The sequence below is a fragment of the Paenibacillus sp. LjRoot153 genome (genome assembly GCF_964253085.1).
Classification (GTDB): domain Bacteria; phylum Bacillota; class Bacilli; order Paenibacillales; family NBRC-103111; genus Paenibacillus_E.
The window spans coordinates 1,714,493-1,731,788 of record NZ_CAXUQH020000001.1; the positions used below are offsets into that span (position 1 = coordinate 1,714,493).

Genomic DNA, 17,296 nt, shown 5'->3' on the forward strand with positions numbered 1-17,296 from the left:
GTGAGCAGCGAAATGAAGCTTAGGTTTGGCCGTAAAGTGATCTCGGTCGATGAGGCACGAGCCCTACTTTACGAATACGTTAAACCCACAGAGACGGAGACTATTTCGCTTCCGACGTCTTTCGGCAGAATGTTAGCAAAGGATATCTATGCGGATCATGCTGTGCCACATTTTCGTAGATCAGGCGTGGATGGGTATGCTGTGCGTTCCCAAGATATCGCTGCGGCGACGCCGGACAATCCGATTGTGTTACATGTGATTGAGCGAATCCCAAGCGGTACCGTGCCTAAGTTTACGGTTCAACCAGGGAAAGCGGCTCGTATCATGACGGGGGCGCCTGTTCCAGACGGTGCGGACACGGTTGTAATGTTGGAGATGACGGATTCCTTGCAGGAGGAGTCAGTGTTATCTTTGGATGCCAAGGTGAAGATTAAGAAAAATGTGCAAGCTGCAAGTAATATTACGCCAATTGCTGGTGAAGTTCCCCACGGGGAGTTAGTGATCCCACAAGGTACTCAGATTGGTCCAGGTGAAGCCGCGATATTAGCGACCTTCGGGTTCTCCATGGTTGAGGTGTACCGTAGGCCAAGAGTGGCTATTTTCTCAACAGGCTCAGAGCTCTTACAAGTCGAACAAGAACTGCAACCAGGGAAAATACGTAACAGTAACAGTTATATGTTAGCGGCTCAAGTAGAAGCAAACGGGGGAGCGGCCCTCATCATGCCAGCACTCTCGGATGATCCTGGGCAAGTGGAAGCCGCGCTTGAAGCTGTTCTGCCTGATGTCGATCTTATTCTGACATCTGGCGGTGTCTCTGTTGGCGATTACGACGTGCTCGTCGATTTATTCGGTCGTTTCGATGGGAAGCTATTGTTTAATAAAGTGGCGATGCGCCCAGGCACACCAACGAGTGCTGCGTTATGGAAAGGCAAGCTGCTCATGGCACTGTCTGGTAATCCCGGCGCTTCGTTTGTAGGCTTTGAGCTATTCGCTAAGCCGATTATTAAGGCAATGTTAGGGTGCCAGCGTACAGAGGCGGAAGAGTTAACAGCCTTTTTGGATGTTCCATACGATAAACCTTCCGCTTATCCACGTTATATACGAGGGACAACACGAGTTGAAGCAGGGTGCCTATGGGTAAGGCCAGCGGGCATTGATAAATCGAGCATCATGGTATCGATCAAAGACGCGGATTGCTTGATTTGGCTGCCAGCTGGGGGGCAGGGCTACCACCGTGGTGATGGCGTGAAGGTGTATACAACGCGATAACGTAAATGAACTTATTCTTATATATGTGAAATTCAGTTGAAAATCGATAACATCGCAAGTTTGGCGCTAACAAGTAACCGTCTGTCAGGAGGGTAAGCTGTGGCGTCTTTTTTGCAGGAAGTGGCATTGATTATAAATGAAAAAGCCCGCCTACTGAAGCTTCGAAATGAGAAGCTTCAGTAGGCGGGTCTATTTTCTCAGGCGGAAGATGGTCTTAGTAGAAAGTAGCAAGAATGATGACCAACAGTACATAAAGAACAAGAATTATACCTACGGAATTTCCGTATCCTGGCGTTCCACAACCAACTACAGCTGACATAGTATCCCCTCCGGTTTTGAATGAATGTGGGTTAAACACTATACATCATATGTAGGTGGGAACCCTGTTGATTGGACATATGCCCTTATTCGATGGAACATTCACCTATCAAAAAGAGCTGCCCTTGATGACTCTTAGGGCAGCTCTCTCCATGCAATTAATTAGGAATTTGGTACACTTTAATTTTCTGAATGCCAAAGCTTCGTAGGGAATTCCTCGAGCCTGGGACAAAGATGTCTAGTCGCTTTCCTTTAATAGCTCCACCGGTATCGGTTGCATAGACATACATTCCGCCTTTAGGAAGCCCGCTAAACGAATAACCTTCAATATAAAGCTTCGTGCCAAGTGGAATGACGGAAGGATCAACAGCTACTGTGCCGATCGCTAGTGGATTGCCCATGTAATCAAAGGCTCCATAGCCGCCATTTTCAGAAGGATCTGCCGAGTAAGCTGTAGATTCAAATACTTGATAATCAGGTGCATGCTGCTCGCCATCTTTACTTAAGATAGCTAGATTACTGCTTGCATCCCACTGCACAGGTACGCCTGCGGTTGTGGATAGGAAACGAAGCGGCACATATACCCGTCCATTTTGATATTGGGAAGCTCCGTCTAAGACGACCGTTTCCTCATCAATGTTGGCTTCTTTTTGCCCTGAAACCAAGGTAATCGTATGTTGGTTGTTAGTTAATGTTACCTGAATCTGATTTCCATTTTTTTTCCAATTCACTGTGTATCCAAGCTTCTCCGTTACAAACCGAAGTGGAACTTGGGTCGTGTGGTTGCCATCCAGAAATGGCTGTGCATCAGGGAAATGGATCAGGTCATCATTGACTTGCACTTTCACTTCCATTTCAGCCGCTTGCGCTGGCGCAGTAAATGGGGAAAGAAAGCCTCCTGCCAAAACTGTTAGTGAAACAGCAAGGCTAGTTAACCCTTTAGTAAGCTTATTCAATTGGTAATCCTCCTTCATGAGCCTTCGAGGTTAGTTGACGGGTTCGGGAAGAAGGTTCTCCCTAGTCTGCTCCAAGCCGAAGCAAATATTCACCCCAAGTATTTCGTCCCCCGTACCAGTGCCTTATTTATGCACTAGACTCGGCTTCAAATATTTTATCATCACAGGCATGCTCGGACAACGACCAATATATGGTTATGCCCCTCTGATACTGGACTTAGGTCTAGGTACAAAAACAGTCGATAGTCGGTTTTAGAACATCAGAAAGTGAGCTACCATAAGAGTATGATGAAGGGTGAGGGGCGATTTAACATGAACAATAAGAATCGGGAAATTGATCCTACTAATATATTTGACCGTATTGGCAAAATGGCTGAAACCGTCTGGCACGAGACTATCGGCAAAACGAATCCTGGCTCTAATGACGGCAGCCTGATAGCTCAGCTTGAGGAGCGCTACGAGGACGCGCTGCAGGCAACGATTGCGCTGCGCAGTCACATCGCGCGAGCGGAAGAGATGGCGAAGCTGCGCGGCGAGCAGGCCGAGCTTGCGATGCGCGCTGGCGAAGAGGATCTCGCGAGGCTCGCGCTGCAAGAGAAGCTGCGCGAGGAAGCTGCGAGCGAGCACTACCGCGCGCAGTACGCGAGCAGCCAGGACTTGTGCCTGGCGCTCGCAGAGGAACTGCGCGTGCTGCGTGTGGGGCACGCAGCCGAGGATGTGCAGCCGTGCGGCGGGCTGCACGGCAAAGAGGCTCGCGACACTTGGCGCGAGCTGGAGGTTACCGGCCGCGAGCTCGGCCGGGAGGCGTTGCAGGGGCTCCGCGTGGCGGGCCGCCTGTCGAAGGAAACGCTGAAGGAAGCCGGAGGCAACCTTCAGCATGAACTGCGCGTGCTGCGAAGCAAGCTGCAGCATGAGTGGCAGCAGGAGCAGCGTTCTCGCGATGGGCGAGATCCACGCGATAGCAAATAGTCCTGGATGGTGGCCTCCACGAAAGCAAAGCCTTGCTCTATAAGGATTTGCATCTTGGAGGTCGTCCATTCTTATGGTATGCTAGGAATCGTATGAACGTAAGAGAAATGGCAGCCAGAGGAGGTGCATCGATGGGAGAGGAAACGAAAAATAACCGCAGCCGGAATACAGCGCTTGTGCTGATTGGAGCCGGTGTTTTTTTGCTTCTGGAACATACCATAGGCTTTTTTCCCGTTATGGCCGTAATCCTTATTTTGCTGGGCATTCATCGTGTTCGTTCACGCAAAGAGCGCAAGGGTTATGTGCTGATGGGGATTGGTGCCGTCATTTTATTTGGTGATCATCTCACCATTGTCATTTCGGTTGTGTTGATTTCATTAGGTTTATTTTTCATTCGATCCAAGCAGGTTCATAAAGATGATACGTATACCCAAAAGCAAAAGATTGTCGATAGTGTTCGCCTAGGACGAGAGCCATGGATTCAACGGAATACCTCGACTTGGTACTTGGTGGGAGAAACGTATATAGATCTTTCAATGGCCATTCTCGAACAAAAAGAAACAACAGTTATCCTACAGGGTGTTGTAGGAGATATCGATATAAAAGTGCCTGATGATATCGGCGTTTCCGTTACAGCTTCCGTCATGCTAGGTCAGCTTCAAATCGCGGAAGAAAAAGAATCAGGTGTGATGAACAAAGTAGTTTGGCAATCGCAGAATTATCAACATTGCGACCATCGGGTGAAACTCATACTCTCTTTCATCGTAGGAGATATCAAGGTCAAAGTATTGTAACTTTCTTTAGGGGGTTCTTCACCAAGTGGATGGCTACAAACGACGATTAACGAACATGATCTGGCGCAGCATGGGGGAAGCCATCCTTTTTAGCTTCGCCGTTTTCGGTGCTATGCTGTATTTTCTGAATTCAAGACATTTAATTGAGCCCTTTACCAGCTGGCAGCAGGGTGTCAAGTTCTCGTTCATGGCCTTGTTGATTCTGGGTGTAATTGGTGCGGTGTTCGGTTACTGGAACAGCTCTAAGGTGACACGCAGACTGGAGCCGATGATGGAGACGATGATTTTATTAGAAAAAGGAACATTTGCCCGAGAAGGCTTTCAAAACGGGGATGATGATGAGATTGGACGCTTAGGCGAACAACTCGGCCGGATTATGAAGCGATGGGAAGAGCAAGTGACCTCCCTTCAACGGCTGTCGAATAGTAATGCTGAACTTACCGAGAAAGCCAAGCTTTCCGCGGTTATTGAAGAGCGTCAGCGCTTGGCGCGCGAGCTGCATGATGCGGTAAGTCAGCAGTTGTTTGCTATATCTATGACAGCCACGGCTGTTGGACGGACACTGGATAAAGATTTCGAGAAAGCGAAGCGGCAGATTCATCTTATTGAAGAAATGGCTTCCGTCGCTCAATCCGAAATGAGAGCCTTGTTGCTGCATTTGAGACCGATCCATCTCGAAGGAAAACGACTGTCGGAGGGACTCGTTGAGCTCTTGAAGGAGCTGGCGGCCAAAGTTCCAATGGCGATTAGCTGGGATATGGATGAGGAGATACGCTTGAACAAAGGGATCGAGGATCATTTATTCCGAATTGTGCAAGAGGCACTTTCGAATGCTCTGCGTCACTCTAAGGCGAATAAGCTGGAAGTGAAGCTGCTGCATCGTTCAGACGGCATCCGATTAGTGATCCGCGATGACGGTGTTGGTTTTGAGCTGGATGCGAAGAAGCTGACTTCCTATGGCATCGTGTCCATGAAGGAACGTGTGAACGAAATCGGCGGCTCAGTGGATATTATTACAGCACCAGACCGAGGAACACGTATCGAGATTCGAGTACCAATCTTAGCAACCGATTCTCAATTGATCGAGAATTAACATCGTACATAGAGAGGAAGAAGCAAATGGACGACACCTTAATCAAAGTACTACTTGTCGATGATCATGAAATGGTCAGAATCGGACTAGCAGCTGTTCTAGGGACGGAAGATGGGATTGAGGTCGTAGGCGAAGCGAGTAATGGCCACGATGGCATTCGTTTAGCCCAGGAATACCGTCCTGATGTGGTTCTGATGGACCTTGTTATGGAAGGTATGGACGGCATTGAAACGACAAGGAAATTACTGCAACTATACCCTGATTGTAAGGTCATTGTATTGACTAGCTTCTTAGATGATGAGAAAATGTATCCAGTTATTGAAGCGGGTGCCTTCAGTTATTTGTTGAAAACCTCGCGTGCCTCCGAAATCGCGCAAGCGATTAGAGCCGCGGCCAAAGGGCAATCGATTCTGGAGTCGCAGGTGGCTTCGAAAATCATGAATCGCTTCCGTCAACCGAAGCCGGTTGCGGAGCCCCATGAGGAGCTAACGGACCGCGAGATGGAAGTGCTTCGCTTGATCGCGAAGGGCAAATCGAATCAAGAGTTGGCTGATGATTTATTTATCGGTGTGAAGACGGTGAAATTCCACGTCACCAACGTTCTATCCAAGCTTGGCGTAGAAGATCGCACGCAAGCGGCGATTTATGCCTTTAAGCACGGACTGGCGGAATAAGGCAAGGGAGCGATAAATTTGAATCTAGTCAAACAGATTTGGAGCTGGTTTGGTTCCATTGCGATTTCCTTTGTATTAGTCGTCTTTCTAGGAGTTTTTGTATTTCAATCTACGAGAGTCAGCGGCCATTCGATGGATCCGACATTGCATGATAGTCAGCGAGTGTATGTTTCGAAATTGTCGCATACCTTTCACTACGAACCTAATTATGAAGATATTGTCATTATCGACTCTAGGGTTGAGATGAAGCGGACTTTTAAACATGATTTGTTGGACAGCCCATTGCTCAGCTTATTTGTTCGAGGCGATGATAAGCATGTATGGATTAAGCGTGTGATTGGTAAGCCAGGGGACCAACTTGAGCTTAAGGATAATCAGATGTATCGCAACGGGGAGCTTCTGAATGAGTCTTACATCAATGAGGAAATGAGAGCGAACGGGAACAAAAAGTGGACCGTTCCAGCTGATCATATTTTCGTGATGGGGGATAATCGGAACAATAGCATGGATAGTCGCGTCATTGGCTTCATTCCTATTGACCATGTGCTAGGGAAAAAGCTATTTTAAATGGAAGAGGCTGTATCACCAGTAGATGATTCTACTTGGGGATACAGCCTTTTTGTTGTAGTTGGGTCAGAACAGGAGTCCGGGGCGGCTAAAGGACGTTTGATTAGGGTAGCTTTAGAAGTAAAAGATACAGTTAAATTTGTCCGAATTACCTTGAATCCGCGAATAAATGGATAATGTACATCTATTTCTCCACTTTTGATGGAAAAGGAGTAGATATGGGAGAAATAACTGGAGGTTTTCCAGTTGTTTGAGATTAATGGCTCGAAACTGTGAAAATAACTACATGTTTTCCAGTTAATGTTGAATGGGGTTGCACTCGGATGGGGAGCGTTCGTTGCGGGAGGCGGCGGGGCTGTTCCTGCAAGAAGTCCCTGCGGTAGCTAATATCGCAGTAGGGCTACTGACTAGCCAGAAAAACCCGTTGGGAGTCACATCTTCGCATCCAGCAATAGGCCGCGCATTGGAACAGGCAGATACGCCTCAAGCTGGGATTGATACTGACCATATGGCTTAAGCGGTGATGTGGAAAGTTGAAACAATGAGACGGAAGGCAGCTGCTGCAGATGATCAATACGGCTTACTAACGAGCTAGCGAAGCTGGTGAGATCAAGCAAACTTTTGCGATTAATGGCACTAGGTTGATTAAGTTGCTTCTCTAGCACCTCAGGTTGTAGGGTCAACTTGCCATTATCACTCTTGGCGATGCCCAGATCATGCAATGTGTTGGGCTTTGAGGCCCCTTCTAGGCCTTGAAGCAGGGCATGACTCACGTAGTCGGGTGAATCCCCTAGTTGATCTTGCAATTCATTATATGTATGAATAAACGTTAGAAGGTTCTGGGTGATGTCGGTTTGTGACTCTTTAGTCGGAGTGAAAGCAGTCGTGTTGACGAGTGTCTGAGCGGATTGTTTAACGTTTTGCGTAGATTGAACCAAGCCAGCCACGTCTTTGGCGGCCGTCTGTGCGAACTGTTTATAGGCGAGCTGCTCAAACGGTAAATCCAACATACGACGTATGGTATTCGATTTACCTCCAGAGACCGCACTTACAGCGCCAACACGGTAATAATCTTTATGAGTTTGATACCTGTTCACTGCCATGACGGACGGGTAAGCATTGATCAATGCGATCACCTCATTTCACATACGCTAAGTATATCACCCCAGTAGACTGGGGTAAATTGGTATTGTGGGGTCAATTACGGGATTCGCTACATAAGATAGCATTATTGCTTCTTGTGGAGGCGGTGCCATGTGATACGCAAACGTTTGGCTACCATTGACGACGCTGCTATATATCGCTTAGTTGTTGAACAATTAGTTCCTTTTTCCAGAATGTATGATTCAGGTAATTCTGTGACCTACTCAGAGATCCGTAAGCGATTGAACGCCAATAAAACGTTCGTCATCGCCAAAGGGTACAAACGGCCTTACGGCTTCATTTCGATCATACGCAAATCGAGCAAGCTCTTCATTGATATGCTGGCTGTTGATCCCCGTGAGCAGGGCAAAGGTATTGGACATACACTTATGAAGGCTGCAGAAGACTACGGGCTTAGTGAACGTTGCCAAACGGTGGAGCTGTTTGTTGATGACAGCAACCCGAAGGCAATACGATTTTATAGCAAAAGAGGTTATGAAATTGATTCGTATGTGCCTGAGCTTAGCTGTTATCGCATGAATAAAAGGTTGAAACGTTGAGAAAGGGGCTGTTGATGAGCTAAGCATCCACAGCCTTGATTTCCGTCATTCACTAAGCATGGCAGCAATATAGTCGATTTGGATATCTACGGGACCATTGGGTCTAGCTAGTGGGGCTTGTAAAGGCCCTCCAAAACGGATAAGCCCGAAGGAAGACAACTGATTTTCTGTTGACGTCTGAGTCGGGGCATCAGGTTGAGCTTGCTTCTTTTTCCCCTTCTTCGTAGGCGTTGGCTTGCTGGTTTTGGAATAGGACTTGATGCTTGTTTGTTGATTGTCATTTAAGATAAGCTTGTTTTTCTCCACTCGACTAACGATCCCATAGATCTCTGAGCCATTCGTTAAGTAGACAAGAACGTGCTTTCCGACAAGATTTTTGCAGCTTTTTTCGGTGATTGGGTGAAAGGGTTGCATGACTAAGGGCACCTCCGTGTTCGTATGTACTGTTAGCCTATGCCATGCAGAATGTAACGGTATAGACGAATGTCTAGTTTCTCATAAGAAAATGTTATGAGATAAAGTGTCTATATAAGTTGAATAGCTTGACAATTTTAGGTATGCTAAGCATATTAACTAATTCTAATAGAGAAAGAATGATGCATAGATGAGTGGAGCTGTGTTTTATATTTTCGGAGCAACGGGAGATTTAGCGAAAAGAAAACTGTTTCCAGCCTTTTATAGCCTTTATCGGGAAGGCAAGCTGGGAGAAAATTTTGCTGTAGTTGGTCTGGCTCGCAGACCTCGGACGAATGAGCAATTCCGTGAAGACGTGAAAAATTCGATTCAAGATTTCGCTCGTTACAAAAATACGGATGCTGCAGAATGGGAGAAATTCGCCCAAAGATTTGAGTATATGTCACTCGACATTAACAATGTCGCAGGTTTCCATGAACTGAATACACTGACAGCGAAATTGGATGAGAAGTATCAAACGGGCGGCAACCGTCTGTTCTATTTGGCACTCGCGCCTGAGTTGTTCGGCAATGTATCGTACAATTTGAGCGAAGGTGGCTTGCTTAATACGAAGGGCTGGCATCGTCTGGTTATTGAAAAACCATTCGGTTACGACTTACCATCTGCGGAGCGTTTGAATGGACAGCTTCGTCAAGTGTTCGAAGAGAAGGATATTTACCGCATCGATCATTACCTGGGTAAAGAAATGGTCCAAAACATCGAGTTCGTTCGCTTCGCGAATGCTTTCTTCGAACCGCTTTGGAATAATAAATACATAGCGAACATCCAGATCACGTTGAGTGAGACTGTTGGTGTAGAAGAGCGCGGTGGCTACTACGACCACTCAGGGGCTCTTCGCGATATGGGGCAAAATCACATGCTGCAAATGCTGATGATGATGGCGATGGAACCGCCTAGCCGTTTACATCCGGAGGATATACGTGATGAGAAGGTGAAGGTGCTCCGTTCACTTCGTCTGTTCGAAGACGGCGAGGATGTACGTGCGAACGTGATTCGCGGTCAATATGCCAGCGGTTCTTCCAAAGGCAAAGCACTGCCTGCATACCGTGAAGAGGATTCGGTGAATCCGCAATCGACGACAGAAACCTATTTTGCAGCGCGTGTTCACGTGGATAATTTCCGCTGGGCGGGTGTGCCATTCTATATTCGTACTGGAAAAAGACTACCAGTCAAAACGACAGAGGTCGTTGTGGAATTCAAGAACATTCCAAACAATGTCTATTTGGCTAAAAAGCATGAGCTAGAGCCGAATCTGCTCGTATTCCGTGTGAATCCGATGGAAGGCATCTATTTGAAAATGAACGCGAAGCAACCTGGTTCAGAAGGCGTGATCGTACCGGTTGCGATGGATTTCTGTCAAAGCTGTCAAATCGGTATCAATACACCAGAGGCTTACGAGCGCTTGCTGTATGATGCAACTCGCGGAGATTCCACTTACTTTACACGTTGGGATGAAGTTGCGCTTGCATGGTCTTATGTGGATCGCATCGCGGCTGCATGGAGCGAACAGACAGATGACCTCAAGCACTATCCTGCTGGCTCATGGGGTCCTGCAGAAGCAGCGAAGCTCTTGAGTGACGATGGATTCAAGTGGTGGCCGATTAATGGCCAGAATGAAGGGGAAGTCGATTGGGAAGCTGTTCAGAAAACAACCGTATTGGCTTAGCATAGGGAGCTTATCCAACAGGCGAAATTCGCCTGTTGGTTTTTTGCATGCAGGTACAAGCGCAGCAAGAAAATCCTTGATGTTGTCGAGTCTGAACGACGTATAGGTCACAATTTGTGGTATACTAGTGCATATGGCCATTTTTTCATTTTATACACTAGAGGTGCATCGATGTCACGGAGAGCGTTTGTGCGATGGCTGCTTGCCATTGGGGCTGTTTTAGTAGGATTAAGTGCTTGGTTTAGTCTACTTGTAAAGAAGAAATTCATTCCCGAGGAACAGGCTGTAGCCGCACCCATTGCTAGCTCCGAGCCTCCTCAAGCTACGCCAACGCCTTCGGATGAACCTCTGCCTCTCGGCCCGTTGATGTCCTTTTTTATCTTAAGTGACCTTCATGTTACATCGGGAGATTCGCTTCCCAATAAAAAGCTTAGGCTTGCGTTAGATGATGTCACTCAATTCGATGGTCCTGTCGATGCAATTATGCTGACCGGTGATTTGACGGATACAGGAACCGAGGTTGACTATAAGGCATTGCGTGCCATACTGAATAATTATAAGCTTCCTCCTATTCATGGGAACATGGGGAATCATGATTATTATACGATTTGGATTAATAAAGCGAATAGTTGGGATCAAGATAAAGTGCCGAATGGCAAAAGTGATGCGGTAAGTAGAGAGCAGTTCAAGAAATTCATGGGCTATACTTCCATTTATAATGATTTTACGACGAACGGACACTCTATACTGTTGCTATCACAAGAAGCTTACGTGCAAGAGAAGCCCGAGGTGGGTGAAGGTGCATGGTACTCCGATGAACAGCTAACTTGGTTCAAAGGAAGGATGGGCAATTTATATAAACCAGGAAGACCTCTGTTTGTGATGACGCATCAACCATTGCCGCCTGTTGGCACCGATGGTGCTACTCACCAGCTCATTCGAGCCATACAGTTCCGCGAAACGTTGAAGCCTTACAAAAATGTATTCGTCTTCTGTGGTCATCGTCATCAGGATTTTCAGAATGGGACACCGCACTATATTCAGGAAACGTTCCATTATTTCCATAATGCCTCTGTAGGGAGAACGCTGAATCGGGCGTACCAACAAACTGCACAGGATAAAGCACAGGGTATTTATGTGCAAGTATTTGCAGATAAAGTGGTTGTGCGCGGCAGGGAATTCAGTAATCGCACGTTCATCGAAGAAGCGAACTATACCGTTCCCCTGGAGAAAGCACACGCTTGATTCTGAAGTAGTCATAGGTATAAGTACGTGTTCAAAAAGTCCGGTTTTCAGCACCGAGAAGATTGAAAGAAGCTAGGAAATGAGGAGCGGAGCGTAGTGAGAGCTACGTGAGCACCGGAAGTTCCGGCTGAATTCAATATTCGATGTCGAATACGCTTCATGGACTACTTCGTGATCAAAAGTGGACTTTTTGAACTACCTCTAAAAGAAGAAGGGAATAAACGAACACATGAAAACCCAACTCACTAAGCTTCTCGAAACGGAAGTCGCTAAACGACGGACGTTCGCGATTATTTCTCACCCGGATGCCGGGAAAACAACATTAACAGAAAAACTGCTTTTATTCGGGGGCGCAATTCGCTTAGCCGGAACGGTTAAAGGCCGTAAAGCGAGTAAACATGCGACATCGGACTGGATGGAAATTGAGAAACAACGGGGTATCTCTGTAACATCAAGCGTTATGCAGTTCGACTATGAAGGTCACCGCGTCAATATTCTGGATACACCAGGTCACCAAGATTTCAGTGAGGACACCTACCGTACATTGACAGCCGCGGATAGCGCGGTGATGTTGATCGACGTTGCCAAAGGGGTCGAGACACAGACCAAGAAGCTATTCCAAGTATGTCGTATGCGTGGGATTCCCATTTTCACATTCATTAATAAATTGGACCGTGAGGGCCGTGATCCGTTCGAGTTATTAGAAGAGCTTGAAGAAGTGCTCGGCATTCGTTCTTATCCGATGAACTGGCCAATTGGGTCAGGGAAGCAGTTCTGTGGGGTTTACGACCGAGGGAAATCGCAGTTAGAGCTATACCAAGGCGACGATCATAAGGAAATTGAAGTCCGCAAAGTGGATGGTGTAGAAGATCCGTTAGTGAAGCAAATCGCTGGTGAGTTCCTGCACAAGCAATTGTGCGGAGATATCGAGCTGTTGGATGTTGCTGGTGACCCTTTTGATATGGAAAAAGTGATGAAGGGTGAACTTACGCCTGTTTTCTTCGGGAGTGCGGTGAACAACTTCGGGGTTCAGACGTTCCTCGAGAACTTCCTGCAATTAGCGCCACAACCTGAGCCGCGCACTAGTACTGCTGGTGTGATCGAGCCAACGAGAGAGAAATTCTCTGGTTATGTGTTCAAAATTCAAGCGAATATGAATCCCGCTCACCGCGACCGCGTAGCTTTCTTACGTATCGTCTCCGGAAAGTTCGAGCGAGGAATGTCCGTGAAGCATGTAAGGCTCGGCAAGGATATCAAGCTGGCACAGCCGCAGCAGTTCCTAGCACAAGATCGTGATATCGTGGAAGAAGCTTTCCCAGGGGATATCATTGGTCTATTCGATCCAGGTATTTTCCGGATTGGTGATTCCTTAAGCGAGGGAGAAGAGGTCGTCTTCGATGAACTGCCAACCTTCTCACCGGAGCTATTCAGCAAGGTATCGATCAAAAATGCCTTGAAACAAAAGCAGTTCCTGAAAGGGATCGATCAGTTGACTGAAGAAGGGATGATCCAAGTCTTCACCACGATTGGTTTCGAAGATATGATACTTGGCGTCGTAGGCCAACTTCAATTCGAAGTTCTGGAGCATCGGATGAAATCGGAGTATGGTGTGGATATCCTTTTGCAACGTCAGAATTATCAATTCGCGCGTTGGATTATCGATGATAAAATCGATCCAGCTAAATTCCGGATTAACTCTCAATTGGTGAAAGATAAGAAAGGGAATTTCGTAGGCTTGTTCGAAAGTGAATATGCGCTGCGCTCTTCCATTGATAAAAATCCAAGTGCACAGTTCTTAACGAGTGCCCCATAATAGCAAGTAAAAAGAGGCTTTTCCTGAAGATTTCAGGGAAAGCCTCTTCTTGTTGGATGTTGTCGCCAATGCTCAGTTGCCTTCATACACTAGGATGGGGTGAATTCGAAGCTGGAGGCTAAGTATGAAGAAGAGAATAAAGAATAGTTCAAAAAAGGCGCTGCCCTTGAATAAGGCAAGATATGTAAGCAGCAAAATCGGAAAAACCAAGGCCGTCGAGTCGGTTGAATCACTTCGCAAGTATGTGCCAAGCACCAAACGCATGACTGCAGCAACCTTACAAGAAATGCTCGAACAATATAAAATGGTCTACGTGAAACCCAATATAGGCATGTTCGGGAACGGTGTGATCCGTATCGAGTTAGCAGGGGAGGATGCAGAACGGCCCTATTCCTACCAATCGGGGGTCACCATCAAAAGGTTCAAAACCTTCGCAGACATGTACGTCTCACTCCTCAAGGTGACAAGGAAACGGCCTTATTTAGTTCAGAAAGGGATTCATCTGTTGACCTACAAGGGGAACCGCTTTGATCTTCGCGTTATGGTGCAGCAAACGCCTACTCGCAAATGGGAGACGACAGGGATAATTGGCCGCGTGGCACATCCCGCAAAGATTGTGACGAACTTTCATAATGGAGGTACGTTGAAATCGGTGGATACTTTGTTAAAGAAGTATTTGCCTCCTACGGAGAGGAAAGGGTTTGTGCAGCGGCTGCAAGTGATGGGAATCCAGGTGTCTAAGGCGATTAATGCTCGGTATAGAGGGGTAAAAGAGATAGGCGTCGATGTGGCCTTAGATAAAGATCTGGAGCCATGGATTCTTGAAGTGAATACGAGTCCAGACCCGTACATTTTTCGGAAATTAAAGGATAAGCGCGTTTTTGCCAAAATAAGAAGATACGCCAAAGCTTATGGCCGGTTATGAAATCATAACCGGTCTGTTGTCATACATATGAAAGGTTTGTTCAATGTCATAGGCGGAAATAGGGGGACTTAGCAAGAAACCCTGAATTGTTGTGCAGGTGGTTTCTTTAAGAATATCCAGCTGTCCCACATCCTCAACCCCTTCGGCGACCACTTGGATATTGAGGGCATGGCCGAGGTGAATGATGGCGTTGGTAATCGCTAAATCATTGGAATTGCTTTGAATGTTTTTGACGAAGGAACGGTCGATTTTGAGGCAATGAATAGGAAACTCTTTCAAATAATTGAGGGACGAATAACCAATTCCAAAATCATCGATGGAGATGGTAATTCCTTTGGAACAAAGCTTATCAAGGACGGCGATTGTTTTCTCCATATTTTGCATAATTGAGCTTTCGGTAATTTCGAACTCCATATAAGAGGGGTTAATGCCGGTTTGTTGAATGATGTGAATGGCTTTATCCGCAAAGTTCTCATCTTGAAACTGGCAAGGTGAAATATTGACGGCAACTTGAAAATCAAGCTTATTTTCAGCGAGCCATCGTGCTTTCTGTAGACAGGCTTCCCGCAATACCCATTCACCTAGTGGCAAAATGAGGCCGGATTCCTCAGCAATCGGGATGAAATCGGCAGGCGCAATCATGCCATGTGTAGGATGATTCCAACGCACCAAGGCTTCAAGGCAAGTAATTTGACCGGTCGAGAGCTCAAGTCGAGGTTGGTAGTATAACAAAAGCTGATTCTCTGTGATCGCTTTTCGAAGGTCGGTCTCCATTTGAATCTGACTAGTGAACTGTGTTAGTGAAGGCATGGAGTGGAAAGTAATAAGTTTATTCTTGCCCGTTTGTTTGGCAAGGAGGAGTGCTTGCTCAGCTTGGTGGAGTGCCTGCGCTATATTCTCAGGTGTTATCGTAAGGGCATTCAGACCGAAGCTTGCACGAAGGAAGCAGTCCTGACCCTGATAGGTAAAGGGAGAATCAAATACGTGTTGAATGCGATGGAGCGCAGATTGAAGTTGTTCTTGGTTATTTGCTCGAAGAAGAAGTGTATATTCATCATCGCCAGATCGAACAACAAGATCGATGTGATCTAGTAATTTCAATCTGCGGCTTAATTCGTGCAATAGATGATCTCCGCATGCGTATCCTAGGGAGACATTCACTTGGCGAAAACGATCAATATCGAAAACAAGACATGCACGGACCTGAGAGGATGAGGTGTCATCGTGTTTCCGAACAGCATGTTCTAACTGGGCAAGGAGCTGCCCGCGAGAGTGAAGTCGAGTGATCTTTGTCCTGCTCGTGAGAGCTTCGATCGTTGTTGACGCAGTGAACAGAAGATGGCGCCAGATTGCTTTCATTTGCTATCACTCATTCCCATCTCATTGTTGTCCCAATATCCTTTATCATAAAGCTCTAAGAGGAGATAAACAATATTAAGAGTTTGCTATTATGACAAAAAATGGACTTTATATGCGAGTTTCTTAATGGAAAATTGATGAAAATGTCGAATGATGACGAAAATGAAATGAAGTGTAAAGTGTTTGAATTTATATTGACAGAAGTAGGTTCTGAATGAGAGAATGTACGCGTGTACATTTTATGTGTAAGTGAGCGGAAGGGAGCCAATCTACATGGTGACGAGAAAAGAAGTTGCCGAGTTAGCCAAGGTATCAGAGGCGACTGTATCTCGTGTATTCAATGGACTTGGTCCGATGAAGCCTGCAACCAAAGAAAGAGTTCTCGAAGCAGCGAAGGCACTTGGCTATCATCCGAATGCGATTGCGCAAAGCTTTGCTCGAAGAAGAAGCGGTAATCTTGGTGTCGTGCTTCCGTATATGCCGAAGGTGCATCTGTTTTCCGCGTATTATTTTGCAGAGATTCTTAGCGGGATTGGGGAGCAAGTGAGGGAACAGGGCTATGACATGTTGTTGTCCCTCCTAACACCAGATGACGAGTTGGATTATGGCCGGTTATATCGCTCGCAAAAGGTAGATGCCTGTGTCATTCTGGGGGCGAGAGATACTGAATCACAGCGAAGTTCTTTACTGCAATTGCAGGAACAGGGACTACCGTTCTGCTTGGTCAATCAACGATTCGAGGGGCTATCCTTCCTTGAAGTTGACGCGGATCATGTGGAGGGGAGCTATCAAGCGGTACGCCATTTACTGGATGAAGGCTATCGGAAGATTGCCTTTCTCAATGGTTCTCCCCAATACACCAATTCATTAGATAGACTTCAGGGGTATCAAAAGGCGATGCTAGAGGCCGGCTTAACGATGGATCCTTATTTGCAATTTGAGGGGAACTACAGTCGTACTAGCGGATATGAGATTGCCGCTAAGGTGTGGGAGAACCGTGATCAGGTGGAAGCTGTGTTTGCGGCTAATGACCGAATGGCCATTGGACTCATGCAAGGACTTCGTGAACGGGGATGGATAGCTGGGCGAGATTATGCGGTCATCGGGTGCGATGACTCGGATGCCGCCAAGTTAAGTGATCCGCCGCTCAGCAGCATTAAAGTGCCCTTCTTTGAAATGGGCAAGCAGGCGGCACGCGCAGTGCTTGCTACTGTCGGGCAGGGAGCGGGCAAGGCTCAACTGCAAGTTAAGCTGCCGACGGAAGTGAAGATTAGGCAGTCGTCGAAGCCTGGGGTGTTGAGAGCAGGGAGCTGAAGGGCTGATAGTTGAGGAATGGGTGCTATGTGCTAAGTGGATGCAGAGTGTCGAGTGTGAAGTGAGAGTGCTAGGGTTTTTAGAGAAATAACTGGATTTCCTGTAGGTAATTACCTTGGAATTAGCTTGTTTGGAGGTTTAGATGGATTTTCTACAG

The 17,296-nt window shown here is 46.7% G+C and carries 18 protein-coding genes and 1 riboswitch; of the genes, 13 read left to right on the forward strand and 5 right to left on the reverse strand.

Annotation, left to right across the window (positions count from 1 at the left end; all coding sequences use genetic code 11):
- The first annotated feature begins 12 nt into the window (after positions 1-12).
- A complete protein-coding gene (locus tag ACSQ8P_RS07535) occupies positions 13-1,269 on the forward strand; it encodes a molybdopterin molybdotransferase MoeA (RefSeq protein WP_436234614.1) in 1,257 nt (418 codons plus the stop codon).
- A gap of 214 nt (positions 1,270-1,483) precedes the next feature.
- On the opposite strand, the gene ACSQ8P_RS07540 is transcribed toward ACSQ8P_RS07535, so the two are convergent.
- Positions 1,484-1,588: a sporulation protein YjcZ gene (locus ACSQ8P_RS07540; protein ID WP_204787638.1), complete on the reverse strand. Its 105-nt coding sequence runs from the start codon at positions 1,586-1,588 to the stop codon at positions 1,484-1,486.
- Positions 1,589-1,745: 157 nt separating this feature from the next.
- On the reverse strand, positions 1,746-2,543 hold the full coding sequence (locus ACSQ8P_RS07545; protein ID WP_436234615.1) for a stalk domain-containing protein: 798 nt from the start codon (positions 2,541-2,543) through the stop codon (positions 1,746-1,748).
- Between the two features lie 4 nt (positions 2,544-2,547).
- A riboswitch (cyclic di-AMP (ydaO/yuaA leader) is annotated at positions 2,548-2,699 on the reverse strand.
- A 156-nt stretch (positions 2,700-2,855) separates the two neighbouring features.
- Between ACSQ8P_RS07545 and ACSQ8P_RS07550 the strand changes: the two genes are divergently transcribed.
- The 6 genes from ACSQ8P_RS07550 to ACSQ8P_RS07575 all read left to right on the forward strand — a co-directional run bounded on the left by ACSQ8P_RS07550 (position 2,856) and on the right by ACSQ8P_RS07575 (position 6,817).
- Complete coding sequence (locus ACSQ8P_RS07550; RefSeq protein WP_436234616.1) at positions 2,856-3,512, forward strand: PspA/IM30 family protein; 657 nt, start codon at positions 2,856-2,858, stop codon at positions 3,510-3,512.
- A gap of 131 nt (positions 3,513-3,643) precedes the next feature.
- On the forward strand, positions 3,644-4,306 hold the full coding sequence (liaF, locus tag ACSQ8P_RS07555) for a cell wall-active antibiotics response protein LiaF (protein WP_436234617.1): 663 nt from the start codon (positions 3,644-3,646) through the stop codon (positions 4,304-4,306).
- Positions 4,307-4,331: 25 nt separating this feature from the next.
- Complete coding sequence (locus tag ACSQ8P_RS07560) at positions 4,332-5,399, forward strand: histidine kinase (protein ID WP_436234618.1); 1,068 nt, start codon at positions 4,332-4,334, stop codon at positions 5,397-5,399.
- Between the two features lie 26 nt (positions 5,400-5,425).
- The gene (locus tag ACSQ8P_RS07565) at positions 5,426-6,073 is read left to right on the forward strand and encodes a response regulator transcription factor (RefSeq protein ID WP_056618875.1); all 648 of its coding nucleotides are present in this window, start codon (positions 5,426-5,428) and stop codon (positions 6,071-6,073) included.
- Positions 6,074-6,091: 18 nt separating this feature from the next.
- Positions 6,092-6,640 (forward strand): signal peptidase I, encoded by a 549-nt coding sequence (gene lepB / locus ACSQ8P_RS07570; protein WP_436234619.1) that lies wholly within the window; start codon positions 6,092-6,094, stop codon positions 6,638-6,640.
- Positions 6,641-6,817, forward strand: coding sequence for a hypothetical protein (locus tag ACSQ8P_RS07575; RefSeq protein WP_436234620.1), 177 nt, complete (start codon positions 6,641-6,643; stop codon positions 6,815-6,817).
- Between the two features lie 254 nt (positions 6,818-7,071).
- Here the strand turns inward: ACSQ8P_RS07575 and ACSQ8P_RS07580 are convergent, their stop codons facing one another.
- Positions 7,072-7,776, reverse strand: coding sequence for a hypothetical protein (locus ACSQ8P_RS07580; protein WP_436234621.1), 705 nt, complete (start codon positions 7,774-7,776; stop codon positions 7,072-7,074).
- 120 nt (positions 7,777-7,896) lie between these two features.
- Here ACSQ8P_RS07580 and ACSQ8P_RS07585 point away from each other — a divergent pair, with 120 nt between their 5' ends.
- Positions 7,897-8,343, forward strand: a complete 447-nt coding sequence (locus ACSQ8P_RS07585) for a GNAT family N-acetyltransferase (protein WP_436234622.1) — start codon at positions 7,897-7,899, stop codon at positions 8,341-8,343.
- Between the two features lie 45 nt (positions 8,344-8,388).
- On the opposite strand, the gene ACSQ8P_RS07590 is transcribed toward ACSQ8P_RS07585, so the two are convergent.
- Positions 8,389-8,757, reverse strand: coding sequence for a hypothetical protein (locus tag ACSQ8P_RS07590; RefSeq protein ID WP_436234623.1), 369 nt, complete (start codon positions 8,755-8,757; stop codon positions 8,389-8,391).
- Positions 8,758-8,947: 190 nt separating this feature from the next.
- Here ACSQ8P_RS07590 and zwf point away from each other — a divergent pair, with 190 nt between their 5' ends.
- From zwf to ACSQ8P_RS07610, 4 genes are all read left to right on the forward strand, one after another.
- A complete protein-coding gene (gene zwf, locus ACSQ8P_RS07595) occupies positions 8,948-10,483 on the forward strand; it encodes a glucose-6-phosphate dehydrogenase (RefSeq protein WP_436234624.1) in 1,536 nt (511 codons plus the stop codon).
- 171 nt (positions 10,484-10,654) lie between these two features.
- Positions 10,655-11,728 carry a metallophosphoesterase family protein gene (locus ACSQ8P_RS07600; protein WP_436234625.1) on the forward strand — a complete coding sequence of 358 codons (1,074 nt, stop codon included), beginning with the start codon at positions 10,655-10,657 and terminating at the stop codon, positions 11,726-11,728.
- Between the two features lie 229 nt (positions 11,729-11,957).
- Positions 11,958-13,541 (forward strand): peptide chain release factor 3, encoded by a 1,584-nt coding sequence (locus tag ACSQ8P_RS07605; protein ID WP_436234626.1) that lies wholly within the window; start codon positions 11,958-11,960, stop codon positions 13,539-13,541.
- A gap of 124 nt (positions 13,542-13,665) precedes the next feature.
- Positions 13,666-14,466 carry a YheC/YheD family protein gene (locus ACSQ8P_RS07610; protein WP_436234627.1) on the forward strand — a complete coding sequence of 267 codons (801 nt, stop codon included), beginning with the start codon at positions 13,666-13,668 and terminating at the stop codon, positions 14,464-14,466.
- Here the strand turns inward: ACSQ8P_RS07610 and ACSQ8P_RS07615 are convergent.
- Positions 14,461-15,825: a putative bifunctional diguanylate cyclase/phosphodiesterase gene (locus tag ACSQ8P_RS07615; RefSeq protein WP_436234628.1), complete on the reverse strand. Its 1,365-nt coding sequence runs from the start codon at positions 15,823-15,825 to the stop codon at positions 14,461-14,463. The genes ACSQ8P_RS07610 and ACSQ8P_RS07615 overlap by 6 nt on opposite strands.
- Positions 15,826-16,098: 273 nt before the next feature.
- Here ACSQ8P_RS07615 and ACSQ8P_RS07620 point away from each other — a divergent pair, with 273 nt between their 5' ends.
- Positions 16,099-17,139 carry a LacI family DNA-binding transcriptional regulator gene (locus ACSQ8P_RS07620; protein WP_436234629.1) on the forward strand — a complete coding sequence of 347 codons (1,041 nt, stop codon included), beginning with the start codon at positions 16,099-16,101 and terminating at the stop codon, positions 17,137-17,139.
- Positions 17,140-17,296 lie beyond the last annotated feature (157 nt).